Source organism: Microlunatus elymi (genome assembly GCF_007362775.1).
Taxonomy (GTDB): Bacteria; Actinomycetota; Actinomycetes; order Propionibacteriales; family Propionibacteriaceae; genus Microlunatus; species Microlunatus elymi.
This window is the reverse complement of record NZ_CP041692.1, coordinates 4979709-5004766: the sequence shown is the minus strand read 5'-3', so window position 1 is coordinate 5004766 and position 25058 is coordinate 4979709. Positions and strand designations below refer to the sequence as shown.

Here is a 25058-nt window from a genome sequence, read left to right as displayed (position 1 = left end):
ACCGGACCAGCGCGGTCGCCCTGGCCCCGCAGCAGGGCATTCCCGGTCAGTAGGTTGGGCGCCATGACCGTACCGGCTCCGTTCCCCGCCGTCTCCGACGCCGACCCCGCACTCGCCGCAGACTCTGTTGCCGTACCCCACGACCGTCACGGTGCCGGGCCGCAGCCGGCGATCGTGCTGATCTCCGGGGAGCACGCGGATCGTCTGTTGGAGGAGTTCTGGCGGTACGGGCGCGACTACCTGCTGCAGACTGCCACCTCCTGCGCCGCGGCGTTGGAGGTGATCGACGAACTTCAGCAGCAAGGCCGCCAGATTGCTTTGCTGGTAGCCGATTCCCGGCTGCCGGACGAATCGATCTTGGTCGCGTTCGGCAAGTGGCGGGCGGCGGTGCCGACCGCGCGACGCGCGATCGTTACGCCGATGGAGCGATTCACGGTCGACGGTCCGTCGCTGCGCCAGGGCATGGCCAAGGGCAAGTACGACGCGTACCTGCTGATGCCACGCGGCCCGCGGGACGAGGAATTCCACAACGCGATCACCGATCTGTTGTCGGACTGGGGCTCCACCGTGCCGGATCCGGAAGCGGTGACCGCCAAGATCATCGCGCCGACGGCGACCCCGCTGGTCACCGAGATCCGTGACTTCTTCGACCGGATGGGTATGCCGACCGGGCTCTACCATCCCGATTCCGAGGTTGGCCGGCTGGTGCGCGATCGGTTCCCGGCCGACGCGGAATATCCGCTGGTCTGGTCGGTGGTGCGGGATCCGCTGGCGCCGAAATCGGTCAGCGAGGTCGCCCGATCGATCTACGGCGCGCCGGACGGAGTGCCGGGAGTTGTTGATCTTGCGGTGGTCGGCGCCGGTCCGGCCGGGCTGGCCACCGCGGTCTACGGCGCGTCCGAAGGCTTGTCCACGGTGGTGATCGAGTCCGGGGCGATCGGTGGCCAGGCCGGGACCAGTTCCATGATCAGGAACTATCTCGGTTTCCCACGTGGCATCTCCGGCATGCGGCTGGCTCAACGCGCACGCAACCAGGCGCTGCGATTCGGTGCGGAATTCTTCACCGGTTGGCCGGTGCAGCGGATGGTGCCGGGTTCACCGCATCTGCTGCACACCGAGGGTGGGACGATCCGTGCGCGTTCGGTGGTGATCGCCAACGGCGTCACCTACCGCAAGCTCGGCGTCGAACCGCTGGAGCAACTCGTCGGCACCGGCGTCCACTACGGCGCCGCGTTGACTGCGGCGCGGGAGATGGAGGGCCGCGACGTGGTGGTGGTCGGCGGCGGAAACTCCGCCGGTCAGGCAGCGGTGCACCTGGCTCGGTTCGCCCGGTCGGTCCGGTTGGTGATCAGACGACCCGGGTTGGAGGAGACCATGTCCTCCTATCTGATCGGCGAGATCGCTTACACGGCAGGGATAACCGTACAAACGTGTACGACGGTCGTCGACGGCGGCGGCCACGATGCGCTGGAGTGGCTGTGCCTGGAGGACACCCGGACCGGCGAACGGAGCACCGTACCGGCGGGCGGCTTGTTCCTGCTGCTGGGTGCTCAGCCACACTGCGACTGGTTGCCCGACGCCATTGCCCGCGATGATCATGGATTCGTGCTGACGGGACGAGACGTGCCGCAGAGTGCTTGGCAGCAAGGGATTCCGCCGACCGATCTGGCCACGACGGTGCCGGGCGTGTTCGCCGCCGGGGACATCCGCTCCGGTTCGATGAAGCGGGTGGCGGCGGCCAGCGGCGAGGGTGCGTCGGTGGTGCCGCTGGTCCATCGCTGGCTGGCTGCGAGCGCCGACGTACCGATCTCATGATCAGGCGATCATGCGGAGCGGCCCGTCGTTCGATTCGTAGAGTGAGGCGATGATCATTCCCGAAGCGCTGCCGGCTCCGAACGGCACCGACCCCGAACGTGCTGTCCTGGAAGGATTCCTGGAGCAGTATCGAGCCATTGCCGTACGCAAGGCCGCCGGACTGGATGAGGCCGCGGCACGACGTCGGCTGGTCGATTCGCCGACCACGGTGGCGGGTTTGATCAAGCATCTGCGCTGGGTCGAGGAAGCCTGGTTCGTCGAGGTTCTACAGGGTCGGCCGCGTCCGCAGTGGCGCGACGTCGACCCGGACTGGCAGTTCCGGCTCGAGGATGATGATCAACTCGGCAACTTGATCGCGGAGTTTCAGCAGGCCTGTCAGCGATCCCGCCTGATCGCGGCCGAACATGATCTTGATGACACCGGCTCCCATCCGCGGCTGGGCGTGGTCTCGCTGCGCTGGATCTATGCCCACATGATCGAGGAGATCGCCCGTCACGCGGGTCAGCTGGACATCCTCCGTGAGCAGTTGGACGGTGTCGTCGGCTTCGACTGACCGCAGCTCCTGATCCGTCCGGGCTTCGCGGATCTCGTAGCGGACGGTCGCCTGGCGGCACCGAAAGGAGTTGGGATGGTGGGCGGCGGACTGCCACCATCCCAACTCCTCGACGTGTTCGTCGGGTCGGACCGGACGTTCCCCCGAGACCTCAGGTCGACCTTCGAACCAGATCGGCGCCGCGATCGTCGATCGACCCCTCGAAGATCGTCGACCTCATCCGCCGATGTGTGCGTCGCAGAACGCTCACGGTGAAGACTCTTCCGCATCGGCCCGCCGTGGTCGTCAGCCTGTAGGCCGATCATCGGCTACTGCCCCAGGATGATCACCGAAACCAGTACGGGCCCGGGCCGGCTGTCCGGATCCGGTCTCAGTCGCGGGCCCCGACAACGGCGATCAGCAACGCCGCCGCGGCCAGCAGGAGCACCATCGACGCCGTACCGAACCAGCCGACCAGGTAGGCGACGCCGCCGAGCCAGCCGAACAGGCTGGATCCGCCGTAGTAGAAGAGGTTGTAGAGCGAGGTCGCCTGCGCCTTTCCGGTTCGCGCGCGGGCGCCGACCCAACCGGCGGCGATCGAGTGCGCACCGAAGAAGCCCGCGGTCAAGATCACCAAGCCGATCAAGATCGTCGGCAGCCAGTCGGGCAAAGTGAGCGCGACGCCGATGATCATGATCACGGTCGAGATCAGCAGCACCGGCCGACGGCCACGACGAGCGGCCAGGCCACCGGCGATCCGAGACGACACCGTGCCGGCCAGGTAGGCCAGGAAGATCAGCGCCGCCAAGCTGACCGGGAGTCCGAACGGCGCCGCCTCGAGCCGATAGCCGAGGTAGTTGTAGATCGCCACGAAGCCGCCCATCAGCAGGAACGCCTGGGCGTAGAGCACCAGCATGGCCGGGTTCTTCAGATTCGCCCGCAGTCCGGCCGTCACCTGCCGCCCGGACGCGCCGGTCGGCCGGAAACCACGTGCCGCCGGTATCAGCAGGATGAAGAGCACCGAGGCGATGCCCGCCATCACCGCGACACTGAGCATGCCGATCCGCCAGCCGCCCCAGTCGGCGAACGGGGCGGCCACCAGCCGGCCGAGCAGGCCGCCGACCGTCGTCCCGGAGATGTACGTGCCGGCAGCGATCGCCACCTGGCCCGGCTCGACTTCCTCGTGCAGGTAGGCGATGGCGAGCGCGGGAACTCCACCGAGAGCCACGCCCTCGGCGATCCGCAACCCGAGCATGGCCTCGAAGTTCGGGGCCAGGACGGTCAGCAGACCGAGGACGGCAGCCGCCGCCAGAGCGATCTTCATCGCCGGCGCCCGGCCGATCCGGTCCGCCAGCCAGGACCAGCCCAGCACCGAGATGGCCAGACCGAAAGTGCCGGCGGAGACGGTCATCGCCGACCGGGCTGCGTCGACCTGCAGTGATCCCCCGATCAACGGGAGGATGCCTTGCGGCGCGTAGAGCTGCGCGAAGGTGGCGACGCCGGCGGCGCCGAGGGCGATCAGAATCCGCCGGTAGCCGCTGCTGCCGCGCGCGTAGCCGGGCCAGGCGACGGGTACCGCGGCGGTCGGTTCGGCGGCTGTCTTGCTCACGGATCCGACGGTAGGCACCGAGAACGCATGAGTCCAATGCATCACACCTCGACATTCAATACGCTGTTGCTATGGATGTGGTCTGCCGTGGATGAGGTTGTTCAGCGTCGTCTGCTTCCGCTGCTCCCGCTGGTGGTCGCCGTCGGTGACACCGGCCAGGTCACAGCAGCGGCCGACGTGCTCGGGCTGCCGCAGCCGACCGTCAGCCGCGGACTGGCGCGGCTGGGCGATGTTCTCGGGGCACCGATCGTCGAGAAGCACGGCCGCGGGATCCGGATGACGCCGGCCGGTGAGGCCCTGCTGCCGCACGCCCGGGCCGCGCTGGCCGCCGCCGCGGCGGGGGCGGATGCCGTCCGCGAACGGGATTCCCAGGCGTACGGAACGTTGAGCATCGCCTTCCAGAACACCCTCGGCGACCGGGTGGTGCCGAACCTGATCAGGGCGTTCCTGGCCGACCATCCGCGGACGAAGTTCGAGCTCACCCAAGGGTCACGCGGCAGCTGTCTGGACGCGCTGGACTCGGGCGCCGCCGAGATCGCACTGATCGCGCCGATCGAGCACCGGCCGGAGCTGGTCGCGGTGTCGCTGCACACCGAGCCGCTGGTCCTGCTGGTGCCGGCGGGTCACCGATTCTCCTCCGCCGCTCGAGTGGACCTGGCCGAAGCGGCCCACGAGCGCTTCATCAGCCTGAAGCCGGGCTTCGGGCTGCATTCGCTCCTGTACGAGTTGGCCGGCGAGTCCGGTTTCGAGCCCCGGGTCGCCTTCGAGGGCGACGACCTGCACACCGTACGGGGTCTGGTCGCCGCCGGACTCGGGGTGGCCTTGGTGCCGCAGGATCGAGCCGCCGCCGGCAGTGGCGGAGTCGAGGTCGCGATCGCCCGGCCGGTCGCCCAGCGTGAGGTCGGCGCGGTCTGGCCGGACAGCAGACCGACCAGTCTGGCCGCGGCCATGCAGCGCCTGTTGCGCCGTCGCGGTCCAGCGCTGACCGCCGCCGGCCTCCGCTGAAGCGTCGGGCGCGCTCGCGAGCCCGGCACGGCCACCCCGCGGAGGTCACGGGCGCACTGCCGCGATCGGCCCGGGATGATCGCGCAAGGGATCAGCGGCGGGTCACCACCGGCGTCAGGTCGGGATCGGTCGCCGAGGTGTCGAACGGGAACACGCCGGGTTGCAGCCGATGGTGGCCGAGTCGGAGCAGATCTTGATCTACGCCGCCGGGGGTGAGGCCGAGCTTCCAGCCGGCGGCCAGCTCGTACAACTCCGGCTCCAGGTAGCCGATCTTGACCAGGATGATGTCCGCCGACTGCGGATCGAGGCCGAGCTTGGTGAAGTCGGCGAGTTTGTGGAACGGCTTGCGGCGTTCGGTCACGATCTCGTACACCGAACCCTGCCGGAGCACGACCTGCGTGCCCGCCGTCGGATCCCCCGCGGTGATCGAGAACACCTCGGCGGTCATCGGCACCGGGCCACGCGGGCCGCCGTCGACGTGGCCTCCGACGTCGACCCGGACGGTTGCTCCGACGCCGGCCTCGACGGCGGCAGCCACCGCGACCGGATCGAAGATCGACGCGTGGATGACGGTGAGCTCCGTCCTCGACGCATCCGAGTCGGACAGTTCCGGTCGCTGCAGCAGTTCGCCCAGCGTCCAGGACACATCGCCGGTGCCGCCGGCGGTCGGATTGTCACCGGAGTCGGAGATCACGAACGGGCGGGGTGCGCCGTCGGCCAGCGCCGCGTCGAGAGCCTCGCCCAGCGGTAGCGCATCGGCGACGAAGACGAAATCCTCCCGGGCCTCCCAGTAGAGCCGGGCCAACCGCTCGGCCTCCCGCGCAATTACGTCTTGATCGTCCCCGGTGACGACCACCGCGCACTGGCAGCGCGGCTCGTCGGCCCAGGCGTAGCCGACCCAGATCGCCGCATCGACGACGCCGTCGAGCGCTTCGACCTCGGGGACCTCGGCATAGATGCTCTTGGCCGGCTCCAGCCGGGTGCTGGTCTTCTCACCCGGCAGCAGGACCGGGACCTGCCGCCAGGCCTTGTACGGCCGCCGAGCCTGCGGGTCCGACCCGGTACCTGCGCGCAATCGGGACAGCAGGTTGAAGACCGCCCGCTGCTTGGTGTTCATCGCATCCTCGTGCGGCGCCATCCGATAGCAGGTGATCAGGTCGGTGGCGTCCAGCAGTTCCCGGGACACGTTGCCGTGCAGATCCATCGAGGTGGACATCAGGGTGTCGGGGCCGAGCGCCTCCCGCAGTGCGGTGGCCAGGTCGCCCTCGGCGTCGGTCATGCCGAGCACGCTCATCGCGCCGTGGATGTCGAAGTAGAAGCCGTCGAACGGACCGTCCTCGGCGATCGAGGCGCGGACCGCAGCGATCAGTTCGTCCTTGACCGCGACGTAGAAGTCGGGATCAACCGCACCGCCCGGCAGCGACCGGGCGTGCACCAGCGGCACCCAGTCCGCCTCCGGGCCAAGATCATCAACGGCCGCGCGCGCCTCGGACAGCCGGTCGTCGACAGTCGATCCGGGACCGACGAAGAAGGGGTAGTAGTCCATCAGTTCCTTCCCGCGCCGCACCGTGAACGCCTCGGGTCCGCTGACATGCGGGGAGAAGGTGCTGGCCTCGATCGACATGCCGCCGATCCCGATCCGTGGCCGGGCGATGCCGCCGGCCTCGATAGGGGGAAGTGAACCGGACCAGATCTGTGACGCCGGCAGGGCCATGCCTGCATCCTTCCGCTGAGAGTTGATGATCACGGATCATTCCATCTGCCGCTCGCCCGCGCGTGGCCGACCTGCCCGCCGCTCGCTGTCAACCCGGCTGTCCGCACTCGGTGGTGCGGCCAACCTCGGGTAACGCCCAGCCGACCCGAGGTCGGTCAGGACTCGTCCAGCGCCGTCCGGAACGCGGCCGACAGGCCGGATGGCAGGTCCTGCTCACCGACGGTGATCTCCTGGCCGGCGTACTGAACGGTGTAGACGAACCGGTCCGGTCGCGGCGGGGAACTGGCGAGACGGGAGAAGTCGGTCTGGTCGAGCAGGGCGCTGAGCCGGCGGCCACGCTCACTGTCGGCATCGATGGTGGCACTTCGGCTGACCCCGGTGATGCCGCCGCTGCGGCGGATGGCGACCGTCGGAACCGCTGCGCCGACCGCGCCGCCGGAGCCGGCCGCGGCCGGGGCGGTGTCCGCGTCGAGCACCCCCACCGTCGCCCACGCCTGACGGACCTTGTCCGCGACATCCGCGTGGTCGGGATACAGCTGCCGGGCGGCCTCGACGGTGGCGTTGGCGAAGCCGGCGAAGTCGGTGTCGGCGCCCACCTCGCTGCCGGTCAACGCGCGATACCAGACAGGGCCGGCCTGATCCCAGCTGTGACCGCCCAGTGCGGTGGCCGTCAGATAGAACGCCCGGTTGGGGATCCCGGAATTGATGTGCACGCCGCCGTTGTCGTCAGTGGTGTTGTCGTAGTCGGCCATCGATCCGACCTGCGGGTCCTTGCCCAGACGAGGGTCGTCGTAGGCCGTGCCGGGATCCTTCATCGAACGCAAGGCCTTTGCCTGGACTCCGGGCATGAACAATCCCTCGCCGATCAGCCAATCGGCCTGCTCGGCCGTTTGGCCGTTGACCCATTGCTTGCAGATCGCGGCGAACGCGTCGGAGATGCTCTCGTTCAGGGCGCCGGACTGGCCCTGGTAGGTGAGCGCGGCGGTGTATTGCGTAACGCCGTGGGTGAATTCGTGTGCCATCACGTCCATCGGCTTGGTGAATCGGGTGAAGATCACCCCGTCGCCATCACCGAAAACCAGTTGTTGTCCGTCCCAGAAGGCGTTGTCGTAATCCCGTCCGTAATGGACCGTGATCTTGATCGGGGTGTCGCGACCGTCCACGGACTGCCGTTGACAGACGTCTGCGAACAGATCCCAGATCTGACCCGACGACGCCCATGCCTCGTCGACCGCAGCATCGCCGGCCGGCGGATCATCCTCTTTGCGGGCAACGGTTCCGGGCAGGTCTTCGGTGTTGGCTGCGGTGTAGACCGTACGTCGTGCGTCGTCCGCATCGGCTGCCGGTCCATGATCAACAAGTCGGCGCCGCTGTCTGACCCGGTCGTCGATCTGCAGCGTCGACCGGCACAGGGCTGCGTGGTGATCATCATCGGCCGTGTTGTCGATGATGTGCTGCAAGAGATAGGTCGGAATGAAATGACAGGACATGGCAGCCTCCAACGCCGTAGTTGATCGCGTCGTTGACGCTAGCTCGGCGGTCCGACAAAACGTCGGCATCAGCGTCGCCATGGCGTACGGAGGCAGCTGCGAGGGTTGCGGTGGGCCGTCGGCAGACCGCCTTATCCAGGCTTAGGACAAACGCTGTCCACTACCGGAAATGTCCGGTAGTGGACGGCTGAAAGGTACCCGAGGTCAGTTCTCAGGCAACTAGCATCGTGCTTGCACCGCAACGCTTGGATCTCCGGTTCCGGCGGGCGATCCGTCGGCCGAAGTTGATCATCGGCGTTGGAGCTCCTGACGTGGGCGGCGCATCCAGTCTTCGACCGACGTTCGACCGTACGGCCGTGGTGAACCCGACGCACCACGGGCCGGCTGCGAAAGATCGCTCAGCGATTCCCCCGGGAGCGATCTTGACGGTTGATCAGTCGTTGGGCACCGGGATGATGACCCCCGTCCCGGGCCCAGAGGGTTGGCCGAGCTTGGACATGGACTCGGACGGCTGGATGCGTCGCCACGCTTGGATTGACCGGGACGTCCCCCGACGTCGTCTGGCCCCGCGTGGCGCGCAACCGTTGCCGAAAACCTCCCATCCGCCAAAGGGTCCCCGAGCTCCCTGGGCATGCGGACAGATTGATGGACTGACCGCAACTGATCGGAAGTTTTCTTGGTAAGATGCGAGCGCGGGTAGCTGGCCTCTGATGAGGTCAATACCCTCCTAGTCTGGCGACAGGCCCGAGTGGTCGGCGCTGCTCGAACGGCCCATCGCTAGCCGATGAGTGACCGCCGCGAGGCGGGCACTGATCACATCCCCCGGGTGACGCCCGTGGTTCTGATGTCTCAGAGCCACGGGCGCTGCCGGTATCGGGAACAGTAGCACGATCCGACCGTCTTGTCCTATACCGGACATGTCCGGTTTTGGACGTTCGTGGTCTCGGGTACGTCACGAAGAGCAAAAGTAGGTTGAACAGCACGGGCGCCGGTCCGAGTCACCCGGGCCTCCAGGGTCGAGGGTGCTGGCGCTTGGGGGAAAGGAAATCATCCATGACTGAGGTCTCTGTCCGGCGTGCCGGCCGAATCGCTGGGGCTGCGACGGCGCTCGCCTTGGCGGTCGGATTCTGCGGTGTTCAGGCCGCGAGTGCGGACGCGCTGAATGGTGCCGCAAGTCTCAACGGAGCCGCCACCCTGAACGGCGCTGGTTCGCTCAACGGTGCCGGCAGCTTGAACGGTGCCGGCAACTTGAACGGCGCGGGTTCGCTGAACGGTGCCGACTCGCTTAACGGCGCTGCCACCTTGAACGGCGCCGGTTCGCTGAACGGGGCCGACAGCTTGAACGGTGCTGGCTCGCTCAACGGGGCTGCCACCTTGAACGGCGCCGGTTCGCTGAACGGTGCCGACAGCTTGAACGGCGCCGGGAGTCTGAACGGTGCCGACTCGCTGAATGGGGCTGCTACCTTGAACGGTGCCGGATCGCTCAATGGGGCCGACAGTCTGAATGGCGCAGGTTCGCTGAACGGTGCTGCCACCTTGAACGGTGCCGGTTCCCTCAACGGTGCAGGTAGTCTGACCGGTGCAGATTCGCTGAACGGTGCCGGTTCGCTCAATGGGGCCGGCAGTCTGAACGGCGCCGCGACCCTCAACGGCGCGCGTGCCGCGACCGCCGAGGCGTCCGTGACCGACATTCACTCGCTGTTCAGCAACTGAGCTGAGCGGTCACGTCCCGAGCCAGCCAGGTTGGCCCAGGAGCGTGCTGAACAATCCGCTCTGCTGAGCAACGCGCTGCACGTACATCGGCGGCGTGTTGACGCGGAGCGTCGCCCTGCGCCGACATGCACTCGCTCAACGTGCTGACGCACGCCCTCGCTCGCGCGCCTTGCCGTGTCGACGTGGAGCGTCGCCCTGCGACGACATGCACGCACATCACGCCGCTCGCGACGAGCGTCTTATTCAGCACCCTCCTAGGCGTCGTCCTCGGCCAACCGCCGGTTGTCGGAGCGAAGTGCTTCGGTCCGCGCCAGGGCGGCGCCGAGTTGGAGACGTGTCTGCACTTCCAGGTCGTCCATCAGACTGGCGATCCAACGACGTACTGATCGCTCGGTGACCCCGAGTTGGTTCGCAATCGCGACGTCGGTCGCGCCGCTCATCAACAACGAAACCAGCAGATCGCGGCGAGGATCGGCGGCCACGCCGCTGCTGGTGGTGTCGATCGGCAGCGAGCGATGCCAGACCGCTTCGAACAACGACTGCAACGCCTCCACCATGATCGGATGATGGACCAGCGTCGCCCGCGTCTCCTGGTCCGGCGCGTACGAGGCCGGTGCCGGCGTGAAGGCGACGACAGCATCCACCACCACGAGTTTCATCGGTACGTCCCCGGTCCGGGCACGTTCACCGACCTCGTGGAACAACGCCATCTCGGCCAGCCGATTCTCATCGAAGCCCGGATGGTAGATCGATCGGATCCGGACTCCGCGCAGCAGGGCCTGGAATTCCGCCGAATTCGATTCCAGCCATTCCCGCGTCGGGGCCCGGGTGGTCACGTACGGGGGCTTGTCGAAACCGCAGATCTCGAAGCGAGCCCGACCGGCGATCTCGTTCAGCGCCGACTGCACCTCTTCCCGGCCGATCAGCGACCGCAGTCCGCTGTCGCCGCCGTCGGACATCGCCATCAACCGAGTCTGGGCGGCATCCGCCGACGCCACCAGCGCATCCAGCTCTGCCGTCCGCTTGGCCCGCAACGCCCGCAACGCGTCCGGCAGCGGGACGGCCAGCCACCAGCCGCTCACCTCGCGCACCGCCAACCCCCGCTCATGCAGGGTCGCCAGTCGTTCCTCGATCTCGACCATCGGCTGTCCGTCGGCGAGCTTCTCGATCGGCGCGTTTCCGACCGCCAGCAGCCGTCCGTAGAGTCGCTCCGACTCCTCGTCGATGTCGAAGATCTCGAGCATTCAGACCCCTTCGCGACGTCGCCGGCAGCGATGGCGCTTTTTCCCGATGCGGCATGATCCTGCCTACGGTTCTGCAGGTCCAATCCGCAGGCTAGTGCAATCGGATCGGCACCGTGCGCGGCAGGTACGGCGATTCCAGCTGATGACGCCAAAGCTGATCAGTCAGGGCCGCCGAGCCGACGATCTCGGCCGGCATGAATGAGACCTGTACGCGCCCGCGCGCGGTCGATGCGAAGATGGGTCGCCGGATCGAGCCTGGCCGGGCCGCGGATCAGGTTGACGGAGCGGACGCCGGGCCGATGGACGCCGGGCAATTGAGGCCAGACAGCAGACGTACGAAGGAGTCGGTAGATGTCAGAACTCGCGCAGATCGGGGTCACCGGACTGGCGGTGATGGGGCGCAACTTGGCGCGCAACTTCGCCCGCAACGGCTACCGGGTCGCCTTGCACAACCGCACCTATGCGCGGACCCAGTCGCTGATCGCCGATCACGGCGACGAAGGCACGTTCCTCCCGAGCGAGTCGATGAAGGACTTCGTGGCGTCGCTGGAGCGGCCGCGGCGGATCGTGATCATGGTGCAGGCGGGTGCCGGCACCGACGCGGTGATCGACGAACTGATTCCGCTGCTGGAGCCGGACGACATCGTGATCGACGCCGGCAACGCGCACTTCCCGGACACCATCCGGCGGGAACAGCAATTGGCCGAGCACAATCTGCACTTCGTCGGGATGGGCGTCTCCGGTGGGGAGGAGGGCGCGCTGAACGGGCCGTCGATCATGCCCGGAGGCTCGGCCAAGTCGTACGAGTCCCTCGGTCCGATGCTGGAGAAGATCTCCGCCCACGTCGACGGCGTGCCCTGCTGCACCTACATCGGCCCGGACGGCGCCGGCCACTTCGTCAAGATGGTGCACAACGGCATCGAGTACGCCGACATGCAGCTGATCGCCGAGGCCTACGACCTGCTGCGGCAGGGGCTGGGCGCTTCCGCGGCCGAGATCGCCGAGATCTTCAAGCAGTGGAACACCGGCGACCTGGAGTCGTTCCTGATCGAGATCACCGCCGAGGTGCTGGCGCACGTCGACGCCGAGACGGGCAAGCCGTTCGTCGACATCATCCTGGACCGGGCCGAGCAGAAGGGCACCGGCCGCTGGACGGTTCAGAACGCTCTCGATCTCGGTGTGCCGATCACCGGTATCGCCGAGGCGACCTTCGACCGGGCGCTGTCCGGTTCGGTGCCGCAGCGTGAGGCCGCCCGGGCCAAGCTGGCCGGCAAGACGGCGAACTGGGAGATCAAGGATCGTGACGCCTTCATCGAGGACGTCCGGCAGGCGTTGTACGCGTCCAAGGTGGTCGCCTACTCCCAGGGCTTCGACCAGATCGCAGCCGCCAGCAAGGAGTACGGCTGGGACATCGACCGGGGTGCGATGGCCCGGATCTGGCGCGGCGGCTGCATCATCCGGGCTCGCTTCCTGAACCGGATCACCGAGGCGTACGAGCGCGACCCGGAGCTGCCGCTGCTGCTGGCCGACGACTACTTCGCCGAGGCGGTCAGCTCCGGCCTGGAGGCCTGGCGGCGGATCGTCGCCGGTGCCGCGCAGAACGGCGTACCCACGGCGGCCTTCTCGTCCTCGCTGGCCTACTACGACGGCATCCGCGCCGATCGGCTGCCGGCCGCGTTGATCCAGGCCCAGCGCGACTACTTCGGTGCGCACACCTACCACCGGGTGGACAAGGAAGGCACCTTCCACACCGAGTGGAGCCTCGACCGCTCCGAAACCCAGCAGTGACACCTCCCTCAACGCCGAGTTGTCAGTCGGTGGTTTGGCTATGACCAAACCAGTGGCTGACACGTCGGCTGTGGTGGTGATGGGAGTTTCGGGGTCGGGGAAGACGACGGTGGCCGAGTTGCTGGCCCGCCGACTCGGCTGGCAGGAGGCCGAGGCGGACGACTTCCATCCGGCCGCCAACGTGGCCAAGATGCACGACGGGATCCCGCTGACCGACGCGGATCGGTTGCCCTGGTTGGAATCCCTGCGGAATTGGATCAGTGCCGCGCCGGGCAGTGTGATCATCACCTGCTCCGCACTCAAGCGCAGCTACCGGGATCTGCTGCAGACAGCCGACGCGGATGTCAGGTTCCTGCATCTGGACGGCGACCCGGAAGTGATCAGGCGGCGGATGACGGCGCGGCAAGATCATTTCATGCCGCCGGCTCTACTGGACTCGCAATTGGACACCCTGGAACGGTTGCAACCGGACGAGCCGGGCCTGGTGGTGGACATTGATCAAGCTCCGGAACGAATCGTCGATCAGGCCGTTCGCGAACTCGGCCTGCGCAGCTGAGCCGGGCGCGGTTTCGCTGTCCGGGTGAGGAAATCTAGGGTTGGGCCATGACCCACGACCTGGCCGGACGGCGGATCCTGATCACCGGAGCGAGCGGCGGCCTCGGCCTCGCCTCGGCCGAACAACTGGCGGCACGCGGTGCTCAGATCGTGCTCGCGGTCCGCAATCGCGAACGCGGTAAGGCTGCAGAGCAACGGATCCGGATGACGGTGCAGCACGCCGCCCTCGAGATCGCTGATCTTGATCTTGCCGATCAGTCGTCGGTGGACGCCTTCGCCCAAGATCAACTTCGGCGAGGGCCGCTGGATGCCTTGATCAACAACGCCGGCACGTCGATGGTGCCGCGGCGGACGCTGACCTCCGACGGCTTCGAGTTGCAACACGCCACCAACCTGCTCGGCCACTTTCGCCTTACCGCGTTGATGATGCCGGCGCTGGAGCAGCGGGCGGGCCGCGTGGTCTGGTTGAGCAGTGTGGTGGCCTGGGCGCCGCGGCGGATCGATCCCAGTCTGGGCCTGGCCGGGCACTACAACCCGAGCCTGGTGTATGCGCAGAGCAAGCTGGCCTGTGGGGCCATCGGGCTGGAACTGGACCGCCGATTGCGTGCCGCCGAGTCGGCGGTCAGCTCGGTGATTGCTCACCCCGGCTGGTCGAACACCGGGCTGTTCGCCCAGCACCCCGGCTTCATCCCGCGGCTGCTGCATCGAACCGGCGCACCGTTGGGTTCGACCGCGGCCGACGGCGCTCGCAGTCAGGTCCACGCCGCAGTCTCGCCGGAGGTGAACGGCGGCGACTACATCGGTCCACGGTGGGTCGGCCGGGGCACGCCGTGGAAGGTGCGGCCGCGTCGGCTGATGAGCGACCCGCAGTCCGGACTCCGACTGTGGACCGCCGCCGAACGCGTCACGGGCGTCAGCTTTCCGATCCCCGACGAGCGAGCAGCCTGAGCCATCGCGTCGTGGCCGCTACTGAGCCTGAGACCGCCTCAGCCGGGCCAGATCGTCAAGGGTGTCGACATCGTCGACGAGCTCGGCGGGTAGCCGGAGTCGGCGGTAATCGCCGAGGTCGGGCAGCAGATTGCGGGCGCTGAAGTCGGCGACGTCGGTTCGGGCAGCCAAACGATGCAGCACGGACCCGCTGAGGGCGAGTTGAAGCGGCTGCTCGACCTCTTCGGCGTCGACTCCGACCACGGCCGCGTCCGGGCCGAGCGTCGACAGCTCGTCGACCAGGCGCACCGCCGCGATGCCGGCTCCGGGTGCGTCACCGGGCAGGGTGACCACCCGATCGATCCCGTGATCGAGGGCGGTACGGAAGCCGGTCACCAGGGCCGCGGCCGGTCCGCTGCCCGGCGGCTGCTCTCGTACGGTGATGATCTTGCGGTCCGAATCGAGCCTTCGCGGCGGCCCGACCATGATCACGAGCCAGTCGTCCGGCAGCGTACCGACGGCGTGATCGATCAACGCGACGCCGTCCAAGTGGGCGGCGAGTTTGTCCGAACCGAATCGCCGGGATCGACCGCCCGCAAGGACAATCGCAGCAACGCGCGGATGTACGACGCTCGGGCGCGGGACATCCCCGGCGTCGGATTCAGCAGTCACAGGCCGCGCAGGAAATCGTTGTCGTCGTCGGGTGCTTTCGGACGCTTGACGGAATCGTTGCGGGACTCCCGGTTCGGCCGGCCGAGGACCAGCCAGCCGATCGGCCCGACCAGAGGCAGGCAGATGATTGCAGTTGCCCATAGCCAACGAGGCATCCGGCGAACGGCGTACGTCGGGGCCTGGGCTACCTCAACCACGCAGTAGATGGCGAGCAACACCATCATGATGATTGGCAGATACCGACCCATGGCCTCAGCGTAGTCCGGACCTGTACCGGTGGCAGCGGCCCGCCAGTTCTGTCACCGGATCGGTGCGCTCGGTCATTCGGACGATCATCGACCCGGTGCGGGCGGACCGGTCCGCGCCGGAGGAGTGTCGACCGGACCTTATGCTGTCGGCCATGTCCGAACACCCCCACCCGCCCGGTTCCGGCGAGCCCGGAACCGTACGCTCGAACCACCCGACGATGGCCGAGCTGCGGGCGGTGGCGCAACCGCCGACGGTGCTGGGCCGCCGAAATTCCGAGCACTGGGCCGGTGCGCTCTATCTGCGCAAGGGGTCGATCTACATCACCCGGCTGCTGTTGCCGACCGGGATCAGCGCAAACGCGGTGACCTGGTGGATCGCGATCATCGGGCTGCTCGCGGCCGCGGTGTTGATCTTTCCCGGTTGGTGGCCGTTCCTGGCTTGTGCGGTGCTGATCCAGTTCTCGATCATGATCGACTGCACCGACGGCGAGATCGCTCGCTGGCGTGACCAGCGGTCGGCGGCCGGGGTCTACATCGACCGGATCTGCCATTACGTGACCGAGATGGCGCTGCCGATCGGCTTCGGCATTCACCTGGACGGGGGACTGTCCCAGCTCGGTGGCTGGACCTTGATCGGGATGGCAACCTCGGTGCTGGTGCTGTTGAAGAAGGCGTTCGGTGATCTTGTTCACGTCGCTCGCGCATACCAGGGATATCCCAAGCTGAGCGAGGATGCGGAGATCGCCGCACCGCGTTCGGGTGGCCTGCGTTCGCTGCGGTCGCTGTTGCGGTTCTTCCCGTTCTTCCGGGCGTTCGGTGCGATCGAGTACTCGTTGATCTTGCTCGTGATCGCCACTGCGGACCTGGTCCTGCGGCTGGTCGGTGTGGAGTGGTTCATTCCGAACGGGCCGGGTGCGCACGCCTACTCCGATCCGCCGCCGTCGCTGGGCGCCGAGTTCCTGCTCCAGATCTGGGCGGTGGTCGGGCTGCCGCTGGCCTTCCTCACCGCAGCCGGCTACCTGATCTCGATCCTCGCCTCCAGCCGCCTCAACCCGCCCGCGGAGTAGTCGTTCGAGTCGCGGGCCGTCCGGCCCGGCGACGTATTCCAGCTTCGGTGAGGAAACGTACGAGGTGGTGGTCGCTCCTCGTCAGCCGCGCGCCGAATCTGCCGCCGCACGCGAAATATCCGGTGCGGGAGGGGATTTTGCGCGCGGCTGACGGATGTGGAGCGGAGTCGCGGGATCGGGGTGCCCCAGAGATCACGGCTCAGATGATCGGCGGTTGGCCCAGGCGGGTCAGTTTGGCGACGGTCTTCCAGTGCATCGGGTCGCGCTCGCCGGGGGAGGTACGCCAGCCCTCGCGCCAACCGGCGACCCAGGACTTCACTGATTCCCAGTCGCGGGCGTTGCGGCTCAGCGAGATCGCGGTCCAGATGCCGACGTATACGGGAATCAGCGGCACCGGCAGGTTCCGGCGGGCCACCCAGACCCGATTCCGTGCGTTCAGCCGCAGGTAGTAGGAGTGGCGACCCGGCGGCAACGCGGGATGATGCACGGTCAGCGAGGACTCGTACCACGCGTCCCAGCCGCGATCGCGCATCCGCCAGCAGACGTCGACGCCCTCGTGGCCGTGGAAGAAGTTGCCCGGGAAGCCGCCGACCGACTCCCAGGCGGCGCGCCGATACAGGGTCACACCCTCCGGGCAGGTGAAGGCCGGGCCGGAATCCATCGGGTCGCCGACGTGGGCGCGCGGGACCCAGCGACGCAGGGTGGTGCCGTCCTGATCGGACAGCCGCGGCGCCAGCAGGCCGAGCTTGGGCCAGCGATCGAAGATCACCATCGCCTTGTGCAGGAAGTCCGGATCGGGCAGCCACGCGTCGTCGTCGAGGAACATGAAAACGTCGGTGTGAACCCGGGTGGCGGCGTAGTTGCGACCGCCGGGTGAGCCGAGATTCTCCTCCAGACCCTCGGTCCGTACGCCGTCGGGCACGTTCTCGGGCTGCCAGCCCATGCCGACACAGAACACTTCGAAGGAGTCGTACCGCTGAGCCAGCGCGCTACGAAGACAACGATCCAGCTCCTCGGGACGATCACCCATGGACAGCACGATGATGCTGACCCGAGGACCCGACTGCATGGCCTTAACCTTACGGCCACCGCGGTGTCACCGGGCGTCAACCGGCGAAGACACACCCACGCGCTACCCGACGCGTACGGCGTCCAGGTCCTGCTTGGTCAGCACCGAACGGGTGGCCACCCCGACCTCGTGCAGCCGGTTGGCGCAGGGTTCGGAACGGTCGATCGCACAGACCACGGTGTCGACCTCGGCGCCGAGCCCGCGCAGGGCGACGGCGGCGTTGCGGACGGCGCCGCCGGTGGTGACGATGTCCTCGATCAGGGTGACCCGAAGCCCGTCCAGGTCACCACCCTCGGCGAGCCGACGGGTCCCGTAGGTCTTGGCTTCCTTGCGGATGAACCGGGCCGGCAGACCGGTCAGCGAGCTGATCATGGTCGCGATCGGGATGCCGCCCAACTCCAACCCGCCCAGTGCCTGGGTGTCCTCGGGCAGCAGCGGCACCATCGCCTCCGCGACCCGTCGCAACAGCTGCGGTTCGGCCTCGAACCGATACTTGTCGAAGTATTCGCCGACCACGAGCCCGCTGCGCAGGGTGAACTGCCCGTTGAGCCGGCACAACGAATCGATCTCGGCGGCCAGCGCCGCTCGGTCATCGGTCACGCCGGGATTCTGCCAGCTTCGTCGGGCGCCGACCCCTGGACCTCGCGAACACGATCGCCCGCCGATGGCACAGTCCAGCGCTTACCGACGCCGGTTCCGATCATTGAGCGGGTGATTGTGTTCGCGGGGCATCTGGTCGGCCACCCGATGGGCCGGTCAGATCGGGCCGGTCAAATCAGGCCGGCGATGACCAGGCCGGCGGCGAGACCGATGGCCGAGAACAGGTCGGCCAGACCGGCCGCCTTCAGGGTGGGGATCAGGCCGGGGCCGACGGCGCCGCGGAGCACGGTGACCACCTGCGGCGCCAGATAGCCGATGCCGATCAGCGCCAGCAGCGCCCACCAGCTGGTCAGCGCCGCGGCGATGACGAACGCGACGGCCGCGCCGAGAGCCAGACCGGCGAACAGTCGGCGGGTCGCCTTGTCGCCGATCCGGGTGGCCAGGGTGCGTTTGCCGGAGAGCGTGTCGCCACCGATGTCGCGAAGGTTGTTGGAGACCAGCACCGCGTCGGCCAGCAGCCCGATCCCGATCGCGACCAGGATCGTGGGCAGGTCGATCCGCCCCAGCTGGACCAGCGTCGTGCCGGCGACCGCGACCAGGCCGAAGAAGACGAAGACGAAGATCTCGCCGAGGCCGATGTAGCCGTACGGATGTTTGCCGCCGGTGTAGTACCAGGCCGCGAGGATGCAGGCGACGCCGACCGGCAGCAGCCACCATTGGGCCGACAAGATCATCAAGACCAGACCGAGCAGCGCGGCCAGCCCGAAACAGCCGAACGCCGCGCGCTTCACCAGCACCGGCCGGGCCACGCCGGAGCCGACCAACCGCATCGGTCCGACCCGCTGCTCGTCGGTGCCGCGAATGCCGTCGGAGTAGTCGTTGGCGAAGTTGACTCCGATCTGCAGGCTGATGCTGACCAGCAGCGCCAGCACGGCAGGAATGATCATGAAGCCACCTGCGGCGTGCGCGGTGGCCGAACCGGCGATCACCGGTGCGATCGAGATCGGCAGGGTACGAGGCCGGGCGCCGGCGACCCATTGGGCCGGCGTCGGCATGCCCGGTGCACCCGGCATCGCGGCCGCGCTCACCGTTGCTGCTCGGCGATCGCGTCGGCGAGCAGGCGCTGTCGATCGACCTTGCCGCTCGACGTACGCGGCAATCGCGGCATCATGATCAACTCCCTGGGACGTTCGTGCCGGGCCACCCGGCCGGACAGGAAATCCTGCAACGCGGTCAGGTCGGCTGTCACATCGGCCCCGACGGAACCGGCGGACGGCGTCTCGGCGAAGGCGACCAGCCGAGTGCCCCATTCTCGATCCGGCAGGCCGAGCATCACGATCTCCCCGGATCCCAACGCCGGCCAATCCCGAGCGGTCCGCTCGACCGCAGCCAGGTCGATCTTCAGGCCACCGCTGACGATCACGTCGTCGAAGCGCCCCAACACCTCCAGCCGGGCGCCGATCAACCGCCCCCGATCGTTGGTCCGCACCCAGCGACGCTCAGGTGTTGCCCCAGCAAACTGGCCAGCGGTCGGCAAGCGGCGAGAATCGGGAGTCAAGGGTCCTGAGCAAGGCGGCGGCCCGGGAACGTTCGCGCGCCGGGGCTCCGTGAGCAACGTGGACGCGGTCAGATTCGGTTGCAACCGGTAGCCGGAGAACGCGACCGGGCCTCCGAGCAGGATCCGGCCCACCCCGTCCGAATCCGGCTCGTCGACCCCGACCTCGACGCCCGACAGCGGCTCGCCGTCGTACACGCAGCCGCCGCAGGTCTCGCTCATCCCGTACGTGGTCAACACGGTGATGCCCAGCTCCCGGCTCCGCCGCAACAGCGTCGGCCGTGCCGGCGCGCCGCCGAGCAGGACGGCGCCGACACTCTGCAGCGCGGTGACCAACTCGGGCTGATCCAGTGCGCGGGCCAGTTGGGTCGGCACCAGCGACAGGTAGGTCGGCAGGTCGGTTGCTGCGACCGCGCGAGCCAGCCCGGCCAGGTCTCGGCCGACCTCTTCCACCGGGGTTTCGGCGACGGTCGCCCGGGCCACCACCATGAAGCCGGCGACGTAGTGCGTGGGCAGCGCCAGCAGCCAGCGGCCGGGGCCTCCGAGCCGCCGATGGGTGGCCTCGGCCGAAGCCCTGATCGCGGCCCGCGACAGCACCACTCCCTTGGGCGCCCCGGTAGAACCCGAGGTCGAGACGATCACCGCAGCGTCCGGCTCGACCACCGGCTCGTCGGGCTGCAGCATCGCCAGCACCCGCGGTGCGGTCACCGGATCGGCCGGCAGCGGAGCGACCGGCTGGCCACCCGCGAACGTGTCCGCGATCGCTGCGCGCACCTGCGGCAGCGATGCGTCCGACTCCAGCACCCGCAACGAACTCACGGCCGACAGTCTGCCGCGCCGGTCCGCCGGGCTCGGAATCGGGAACCGCTGCACTCTCTTAGACTGGCGGCCGTGCCCGGGCCGTCCATCACCACGTACGCGATCGGCATGCGGACTCGGTTCCGCAAGATCACCGAACGACACGGGATGATCTGGCGGGGACCGGCGGGCTGGGCCGAATGGAGCCCGTTCGAGGACTACTACGGCCCCGAGATCGTGCCCTGGCTGCGAGCGGCGATCGAGCAGGCAACGCAACCGTGGCCAGCGCCGCGGCGGGACGAGATTCCGGTGAATGTAACCATCCCGGTGGTCGCGCCCGAGATGGCGCACCGGCTGGCGATCGAGTCCGGCTGCCGGACGGCGAAGATCAAGGTGGCCGAGCCGGGCCAGTCACCCGCTGATGATCTTGCTCGGGTGGCCGCCGTACGGGATGCGCTCGGACCCGACGGGAGGATCCGGGTGGATGCCAACGGCGGCTGGGGCGTCGACGAGGCGTTCGCCGCGCTGCGGGAGCTGAGCCCCTTCGGACTGGAGTACGCCGAGCAGCCGTGTCCGAGGGTCGAGGACCTGGCAGCGTTGCGATCGCGACTCCGGGCGGCTGACATCGCGGTGCCGATCGCTGCCGACGAATCGATCCGTCGCGCCGAAGATCCGTATCGCGTGGCCGAGCTGGAAGCTGCCGACATCGCGATCTTGAAGGTGCAGCCGCTGGGCGGGGTGCGGGCCTGTCTGGAGATCGCGGACAAGATCGGCCTGCCGGTCGTGGTGTCCAGTGCGGTCGAGACGAGCGTCGGCATCCGAGCCGGGATCGCCCTGGCGGCAGCGCTGCCCGAACTGCCGTACGCCTGCGGGCTGAACACGATCCGGCTGCTCACCGATGATCTTGGCCGGCCGCCGCTGATCGCCGATGCCGGCGTGCTGCCGGTCGATGATCTTGATCTTGATCCGGCTGCGATCGAGCGCTGCGTCGCACCGGATGATCTTGATCAGGCATGGCAACTGCGGTTGGCGGACACGTTGGGGCTGGCCGGGCTGGAGCTGGATGATCTTGGGGTGCAGTCGTCGGAGGGCTACGGTCCTTCGACAGGCTCAGAACCCTCGGGGGAGGGTGTGCGGTGACGGGGTCGACCGAGTGCGCGCGGGTCGTGGTGGAGGAGCTGATCTCCTTCGGCGTACGAGAGGTGGTGCTGTCGCCGGGATCTCGGAATGCGCCGTTGTCCTACGAGATCTTCGAGGCGGACAAGATCGGCTTGTTACGGCTGCACGTCCGGATCGACGAACGAAGCGCGGCGTTCACGGCGCTCGGGCTCGCCAAGGCGTCCGGGCTGCCGGTGCCGGTGATCACCACCTCGGGCACCGCCGCAGGCAATCTGCACCCCGCGGTGATGGAGGCCTGGCACAGCCGGATCCCGCTGATCGCGATCACCGCGGATCGTCCGGCGGCCATGATCAACTCCGGCGCCAATCAGACCACCCGACAGCGCGGTCTGTTCGCCGGGCACGTCCGGGCCGAGGTCCAGCTGGCCGGAAATGATCTTGATCCGCGGTCCTGGCGGTTCGAGCTGCATCGTGGTCTGGTGGCCTGCTCCGGACAGCGGACCATGATCGCCGGCCCGTTCCATCTCAACATCGCCTTCTCCGAACCGCTGGTGCCGGAGCCGATCGACGGCATCGAGGAGGAGTATCGCGAGATCACCGGGTTGACCCGCGAGATCGAGTCGACCGACCTGCCGGCCGAGCCGCTGACCGTGATCGTGGCCGGCGACCTGCCGACCGACGACGGTCGACGGGTTGCCGAGATCGCCGACCGGGCGGCCGTACCGCTGCTGGCCGAACCGTCCAGCAACGCTCGTACCGCGGCCACCGCGATCGGCAGCTACCGCCTGTTGTTGCAGTCCGGCCTGGCGGACGAGATCGAGCGGGTGATCGTGGTCGGTCATCCGACGCTGTCCCGGCCGGTGACCGCATTGATGAGCCGAAGCAACGTCGAGTTGATCATCGTCGAGCCCAGCCCGGAATGGCGTGATCCCGCGATGAACGCCGATCGGGTGATCGCCCGATTCAACATCGGTCATCCGCAATCGGCCAACCGGGACTGGCTGGAACGCTGGCAGCAGGCGGATCGCCAGCTCAGCGGCCGGATCGACGAGTTGATCAACGACTCGGCGTCGATCACCGGTCCGGCTCTGGCGCGTACGCTGCTCGGTCGTCTCGGATCCGACGACCTGCTGTTCGTCGGTTCCTCCAACCCGATCCGTGATCTTGATCTTGCGCCGGTCCGCGCCGACGGTCCGGCGGTGTACGCCAACCGCGGCCTGGCCGGCATCGACGGATCGATCTCCACCGCCGTCGGCATTGCGCTGGCCGCAGATCAACCGACGCACGCGTTGCTCGGCGACCTGACCTTCCTGCACGACTCCAACGGTCTGATCATCGGCGCTGCCGAGCCGCAGCCGCGGTTGCGGATCGTGGTCGCCAACGACAACGGCGGCAGCATCTTCGCCACCCTGGAGCAGGGACATCCGGCGCAGCTGAGTGCCTTCGAGCGGGTCTTCGGTACGGCGCACCGCGTCGACCTGGGTGCGGTCGCCGGATCGGTCGGGGCGGCGTACACCAAGATCGACGAACTCGCCGACCTTGATCAACTTCTGCGGCAACCGCCGGCGGGGCTGGAGATCGTCGACGTCGCCGTGGACCGGCGGCATCGACGAACTCTTGATCAGCGACTCAATTCCCTCGCAGCCACGCTCTGACCATGGCGGTGGCGATCACATCGTCCTCGTTGTAGTTCAGCACCCGGGCGCGGGCGAGCTCGCGTTGCTCGGCGGAGTCCGCGTGCACCGCATCGACGAACCACCGCGTCGAATTCAGGCCACCGGCGTCGTCGTCACGCCAATTGAACCCGGCCGCGCCGGTGGCCACCGGCTTCAGCCCGACGCCGTTGACGCCGAAGAAGTTCTCCTTCACCAACGGCAACAGATCGCAGAAGTACTGCTCGGCGAAATCGACCGCCCAGCTGAGGATCTCCTCGTCCGGATGCGCATCGGCCAACCGGCGCAGGGCGGCCGGCTCGAAGCCGCTGTAGTGGTAGACGCGGATGCTCGGATTCACCTCGGCCTGTTGCCGAAGCCAGCTGAGCGCCCGCACCGCGAGCGCGCGTTCGCCGTCGGCATCAAGATCATCGAACGCGGCGAACGGGTGATAGACGCCGTCTGCCGGCCGGCCGTGATCGGTGTCGGCCGAGCTGCCGCGATGGCTGCGGAATCCCCACAGGTAGATGCAGCCGTCGACGGTGGTCTCGATGTCGAAATCGATCTCCACCTCGGCACCGGGAACCTCGATCGGCCCGCTGGTGATCCGTTCGAACTCGATCCCGGTGGTGATCAACTTCGCCCGGTGGGCAGCCTGTCGCAGCCGCTCCTCGGCGCCCGCGCGGTGGGTGACCTCGGGCAGATACCAGCCGAAGAGTTGATCAAGGTCGACGCCGGCGAGGTCGCTGACGGTGGAGATGCCGTGCGCCCTCAGGGTGGCGATCTCACGTACATCCAGGGCGCCCTTGCCGATCCGCAGGCTGACATCGTCGTCGGCCAACTGGGAACGGCAGTGATCCCACCACGGGCAGCGATTGCACTCGTCGGTGACGATCGGTTGCACCAGCGGTCTCGGGCTGGAGCCGTTCTTTCCTTGCTGGCTTGCGATCTTGGCGACGTCGACCCGAAACGCATGCTCATGGTCGTACCGCTCCAGAGCACTGCGGGCGGTCCAGCCGGACTCGCCGGTCCGGGAGAACGTCCGCAGCAGCGGCTCGGCCAGATCCATCCAGGTGATCAGGTCCTGGCCACCCATCCAGTCGTCGGTGCCGACCAGGCCCGCGTACGGACGGCCGGGTGCGGACCAGCCCAGGTCCTGCAGCATCCGCCGGTAGTGCGCCAACTGGATCAGGTCGCTGTCCCGGGAGCTGAGCCGGAAGCCGTAGCCCGGCACCTCGTCGGCATGCTCCGGCGCGGGAGCGTCGAACCGACTGAGCAGCAATGACGCATTCGGCCGTGGCGAGCGGGTCGGCTTCTTCCGCTCGTGAATCTTGTGCATCTTGATCAACGCCGGGTGATAGCCGGGACGGCCGTCGGCCTGGTCCTCGCCGCGGACCAGCACGTCCGGCCGACCGGAGCGATGATGCTCGCCGTCCAGCGGCAGCAACCCGCCGACGATCAGCTCGGCACCGCCGGCCATCGCCTCGGCACAGGCGCCGGACTGCACGTGGGCCGGCAGCCCGTCGGCGAGTCGCAGATCGATCACGCGTCCGCAAGCGGCCGCCGCCAGCCGGGAGATCACCGCGTCCTCGAACTGCTCGGCGCCCTCGAAGATCTCGGCCAGCGCCTCGTCGATCTCGCGCACCGGCGCCGGACTCGTCGGATCGAACGCGTTGTGGGTCTTCACCGCGCAACTGCGCGCCGCGTACGCTCCCAGGACGATCACGGGGCCAACCATGCCACTGACCGCCGACAGTTCGGCACGGCATCCCGGCTCCCGAACCGCGGAACCGCCTGGCCGTGGCGCTGACCCAGCCAGGGGATCCAGGTGGCGAACACCGGATCTCGACAGGCGAAATCGGTCTCGGCGATGCGATAGAGCAGAA

General features: G+C 68.0%; 21 protein-coding genes. 10 read left to right on the top strand and 11 right to left on the bottom strand.

Annotation, left to right across the window (positions count from 1 at the left end; translation table 11 throughout):
* Positions 1-63: 63 nt before the first annotated feature.
* Together FOE78_RS22905 and FOE78_RS22900 are read left to right on the top strand one after the other, a co-directional pair.
* Positions 64-1815, top strand: coding sequence for an FAD-dependent oxidoreductase (locus tag FOE78_RS22905; protein WP_143988311.1), 1752 nt, complete (start codon positions 64-66; stop codon positions 1813-1815).
* Positions 1816-1864: 49 nt separating this feature from the next.
* A complete protein-coding gene (locus tag FOE78_RS22900) occupies positions 1865-2368 on the top strand; it encodes a DinB family protein (RefSeq protein ID WP_143988310.1) in 504 nt (167 codons plus the stop codon).
* 370 nt (positions 2369-2738) lie between these two features.
* Here FOE78_RS22900 and FOE78_RS22895 read toward each other — a convergent pair whose 3' ends face one another.
* Positions 2739-3956, bottom strand: coding sequence for an MFS transporter (locus tag FOE78_RS22895; protein ID WP_228265963.1), 1218 nt, complete (start codon positions 3954-3956; stop codon positions 2739-2741).
* Positions 3957-4043: 87 nt separating this feature from the next.
* Here FOE78_RS22895 and FOE78_RS22890 point away from each other — a divergent pair, with 87 nt between their 5' ends.
* Entirely contained in the window at positions 4044-4961 is a 918-nt protein-coding gene (locus FOE78_RS22890) for a LysR family transcriptional regulator (RefSeq protein WP_228265962.1), read from the top strand.
* 91 nt (positions 4962-5052) lie between these two features.
* Here FOE78_RS22890 and FOE78_RS22885 read toward each other — a convergent pair whose 3' ends face one another.
* Both FOE78_RS22885 and FOE78_RS22880 read right to left on the bottom strand, forming a co-directional pair.
* On the bottom strand, positions 5053-6675 hold the full coding sequence (locus FOE78_RS22885) for a M81 family metallopeptidase (RefSeq protein ID WP_143988308.1): 1623 nt from the start codon (positions 6673-6675) through the stop codon (positions 5053-5055).
* A gap of 155 nt (positions 6676-6830) precedes the next feature.
* Positions 6831-8165: a protealysin inhibitor emfourin gene (locus FOE78_RS22880; protein ID WP_210414725.1), complete on the bottom strand. Its 1335-nt coding sequence runs from the start codon at positions 8163-8165 to the stop codon at positions 6831-6833.
* 1053 nt (positions 8166-9218) lie between these two features.
* Between FOE78_RS22880 and FOE78_RS22875 the strand changes: the two genes are divergently transcribed.
* Complete coding sequence (locus FOE78_RS22875) at positions 9219-9878, top strand: hypothetical protein (RefSeq protein WP_143988306.1); 660 nt, start codon at positions 9219-9221, stop codon at positions 9876-9878.
* Positions 9879-10132: 254 nt separating this feature from the next.
* Here FOE78_RS22875 and FOE78_RS22870 read toward each other — a convergent pair whose 3' ends face one another.
* Positions 10133-11122, bottom strand: coding sequence for a helix-turn-helix domain-containing protein (locus FOE78_RS22870; protein WP_143988305.1), 990 nt, complete (start codon positions 11120-11122; stop codon positions 10133-10135).
* Between the two features lie 351 nt (positions 11123-11473).
* Between FOE78_RS22870 and gndA the strand changes: the two genes are divergently transcribed.
* From gndA to FOE78_RS22855, 3 genes are read left to right on the top strand one after another with little or no spacing between them, the layout of a single operon-like run.
* Positions 11474-12910: an NADP-dependent phosphogluconate dehydrogenase gene (gene gndA / locus FOE78_RS22865; RefSeq protein ID WP_143988304.1), complete on the top strand. Its 1437-nt coding sequence runs from the start codon at positions 11474-11476 to the stop codon at positions 12908-12910.
* A 52-nt stretch (positions 12911-12962) separates the two neighbouring features.
* Positions 12963-13466 carry a gluconokinase gene (locus tag FOE78_RS22860; protein ID WP_228265961.1) on the top strand — a complete coding sequence of 168 codons (504 nt, stop codon included), beginning with the start codon at positions 12963-12965 and terminating at the stop codon, positions 13464-13466.
* Between the two features lie 47 nt (positions 13467-13513).
* Complete coding sequence (locus FOE78_RS22855; RefSeq protein ID WP_143988302.1) at positions 13514-14413, top strand: SDR family NAD(P)-dependent oxidoreductase; 900 nt, start codon at positions 13514-13516, stop codon at positions 14411-14413.
* A gap of 18 nt (positions 14414-14431) precedes the next feature.
* On the opposite strand, the gene mobA is transcribed toward FOE78_RS22855, so the two are convergent.
* Positions 14432-15064 (bottom strand): molybdenum cofactor guanylyltransferase, encoded by a 633-nt coding sequence (gene mobA / locus FOE78_RS22850; protein ID WP_168207642.1) that lies wholly within the window; start codon positions 15062-15064, stop codon positions 14432-14434.
* A complete protein-coding gene (locus FOE78_RS22845; protein WP_143988300.1) occupies positions 15061-15312 on the bottom strand; it encodes a PLD nuclease N-terminal domain-containing protein in 252 nt (83 codons plus the stop codon). The genes mobA and FOE78_RS22845 overlap by 4 nt, the downstream gene beginning before the upstream one ends.
* 152 nt (positions 15313-15464) lie before the next feature.
* On the opposite strand from FOE78_RS22845, the gene FOE78_RS22840 reads away from it, so the two are divergent.
* The gene (locus FOE78_RS22840; protein ID WP_168207641.1) at positions 15465-16379 is read left to right on the top strand and encodes a CDP-alcohol phosphatidyltransferase family protein; all 915 of its coding nucleotides are present in this window, start codon (positions 15465-15467) and stop codon (positions 16377-16379) included.
* 199 nt (positions 16380-16578) lie between these two features.
* Here the strand turns inward: FOE78_RS22840 and FOE78_RS22835 are convergent, their stop codons facing one another.
* The 4 genes from FOE78_RS22835 to FOE78_RS22820 form a co-directional block, all read right to left on the bottom strand.
* Positions 16579-17448: a glycosyltransferase family 2 protein gene (locus tag FOE78_RS22835; RefSeq protein WP_143988298.1), complete on the bottom strand. Its 870-nt coding sequence runs from the start codon at positions 17446-17448 to the stop codon at positions 16579-16581.
* A gap of 63 nt (positions 17449-17511) precedes the next feature.
* Positions 17512-18048 (bottom strand): orotate phosphoribosyltransferase, encoded by a 537-nt coding sequence (locus FOE78_RS22830; RefSeq protein WP_143988297.1) that lies wholly within the window; start codon positions 18046-18048, stop codon positions 17512-17514.
* Between the two features lie 170 nt (positions 18049-18218).
* A complete protein-coding gene (locus FOE78_RS22825) occupies positions 18219-19103 on the bottom strand; it encodes a 1,4-dihydroxy-2-naphthoate polyprenyltransferase (RefSeq protein WP_143989035.1) in 885 nt (294 codons plus the stop codon).
* 29 nt (positions 19104-19132) lie between these two features.
* Complete coding sequence (locus FOE78_RS22820; protein ID WP_143988296.1) at positions 19133-20422, bottom strand: AMP-binding protein; 1290 nt, start codon at positions 20420-20422, stop codon at positions 19133-19135.
* Between the two features lie 108 nt (positions 20423-20530).
* Between FOE78_RS22820 and FOE78_RS22815 the strand changes: the two genes are divergently transcribed.
* Together FOE78_RS22815 and menD are read left to right on the top strand one after the other, a co-directional pair.
* Positions 20531-21541, top strand: a complete 1011-nt coding sequence (locus tag FOE78_RS22815; protein WP_266095045.1) for an o-succinylbenzoate synthase — start codon at positions 20531-20533, stop codon at positions 21539-21541.
* Positions 21538-23175 carry a 2-succinyl-5-enolpyruvyl-6-hydroxy-3-cyclohexene-1-carboxylic-acid synthase gene (gene menD, locus FOE78_RS22810; RefSeq protein WP_143988295.1) on the top strand — a complete coding sequence of 546 codons (1638 nt, stop codon included), beginning with the start codon at positions 21538-21540 and terminating at the stop codon, positions 23173-23175. Before FOE78_RS22815 ends, menD begins: the two co-directional genes overlap by 4 nt.
* Here the strand turns inward: menD and FOE78_RS22805 are convergent.
* Entirely contained in the window at positions 23150-24898 is a 1749-nt protein-coding gene (locus tag FOE78_RS22805; RefSeq protein ID WP_168207640.1) for a TM0106 family RecB-like putative nuclease, read from the bottom strand. The genes menD and FOE78_RS22805 overlap by 26 nt on opposite strands.
* Between the last annotated feature and the right edge of the window lie 160 nt (positions 24899-25058).

What these genes read in the sequence shown, in the direction of transcription:
- FOE78_RS22905 (WP_143988311.1), top strand. Translation starts at nt 64, where the DNA reads ATGACCGTACCGGCTCCGTTCCCCGCCGTCTCCGACGCCGACCCCGCA.
- FOE78_RS22900 (WP_143988310.1), top strand. Translation starts at nt 1,865, where the DNA reads ATGATCATTCCCGAAGCGCTGCCGGCTCCGAACGGCACCGACCCCGAA.
- FOE78_RS22885 (WP_143988308.1), bottom strand. Translation starts at nt 6,675, where the DNA reads ATGGCCCTGCCGGCGTCACAGATCTGGTCCGGTTCACTTCCCCCTATC.
- FOE78_RS22880 (WP_210414725.1), bottom strand. Translation starts at nt 8,165, where the DNA reads ATGTCCTGTCATTTCATTCCGACCTATCTCTTGCAGCACATCATCGAC.
- FOE78_RS22875 (WP_143988306.1), top strand. Translation starts at nt 9,219, where the DNA reads ATGACTGAGGTCTCTGTCCGGCGTGCCGGCCGAATCGCTGGGGCTGCG.
- FOE78_RS22870 (WP_143988305.1), bottom strand. Translation starts at nt 11,122, where the DNA reads ATGCTCGAGATCTTCGACATCGACGAGGAGTCGGAGCGACTCTACGGA.
- gndA (WP_143988304.1), top strand. Translation starts at nt 11,474, where the DNA reads ATGTCAGAACTCGCGCAGATCGGGGTCACCGGACTGGCGGTGATGGGG.
- FOE78_RS22855 (WP_143988302.1), top strand. Translation starts at nt 13,514, where the DNA reads ATGACCCACGACCTGGCCGGACGGCGGATCCTGATCACCGGAGCGAGC.
- FOE78_RS22845 (WP_143988300.1), bottom strand. Translation starts at nt 15,312, where the DNA reads ATGGGTCGGTATCTGCCAATCATCATGATGGTGTTGCTCGCCATCTAC.
- FOE78_RS22840 (WP_168207641.1), top strand. Translation starts at nt 15,465, where the DNA reads ATGTCCGAACACCCCCACCCGCCCGGTTCCGGCGAGCCCGGAACCGTA.
- FOE78_RS22835 (WP_143988298.1), bottom strand. Translation starts at nt 17,448, where the DNA reads ATGCAGTCGGGTCCTCGGGTCAGCATCATCGTGCTGTCCATGGGTGAT.
- FOE78_RS22825 (WP_143989035.1), bottom strand. Translation starts at nt 19,103, where the DNA reads ATGCCGACGCCGGCCCAATGGGTCGCCGGCGCCCGGCCTCGTACCCTG.
- FOE78_RS22815 (WP_266095045.1), top strand. Translation starts at nt 20,531, where the DNA reads ATGCGGACTCGGTTCCGCAAGATCACCGAACGACACGGGATGATCTGG.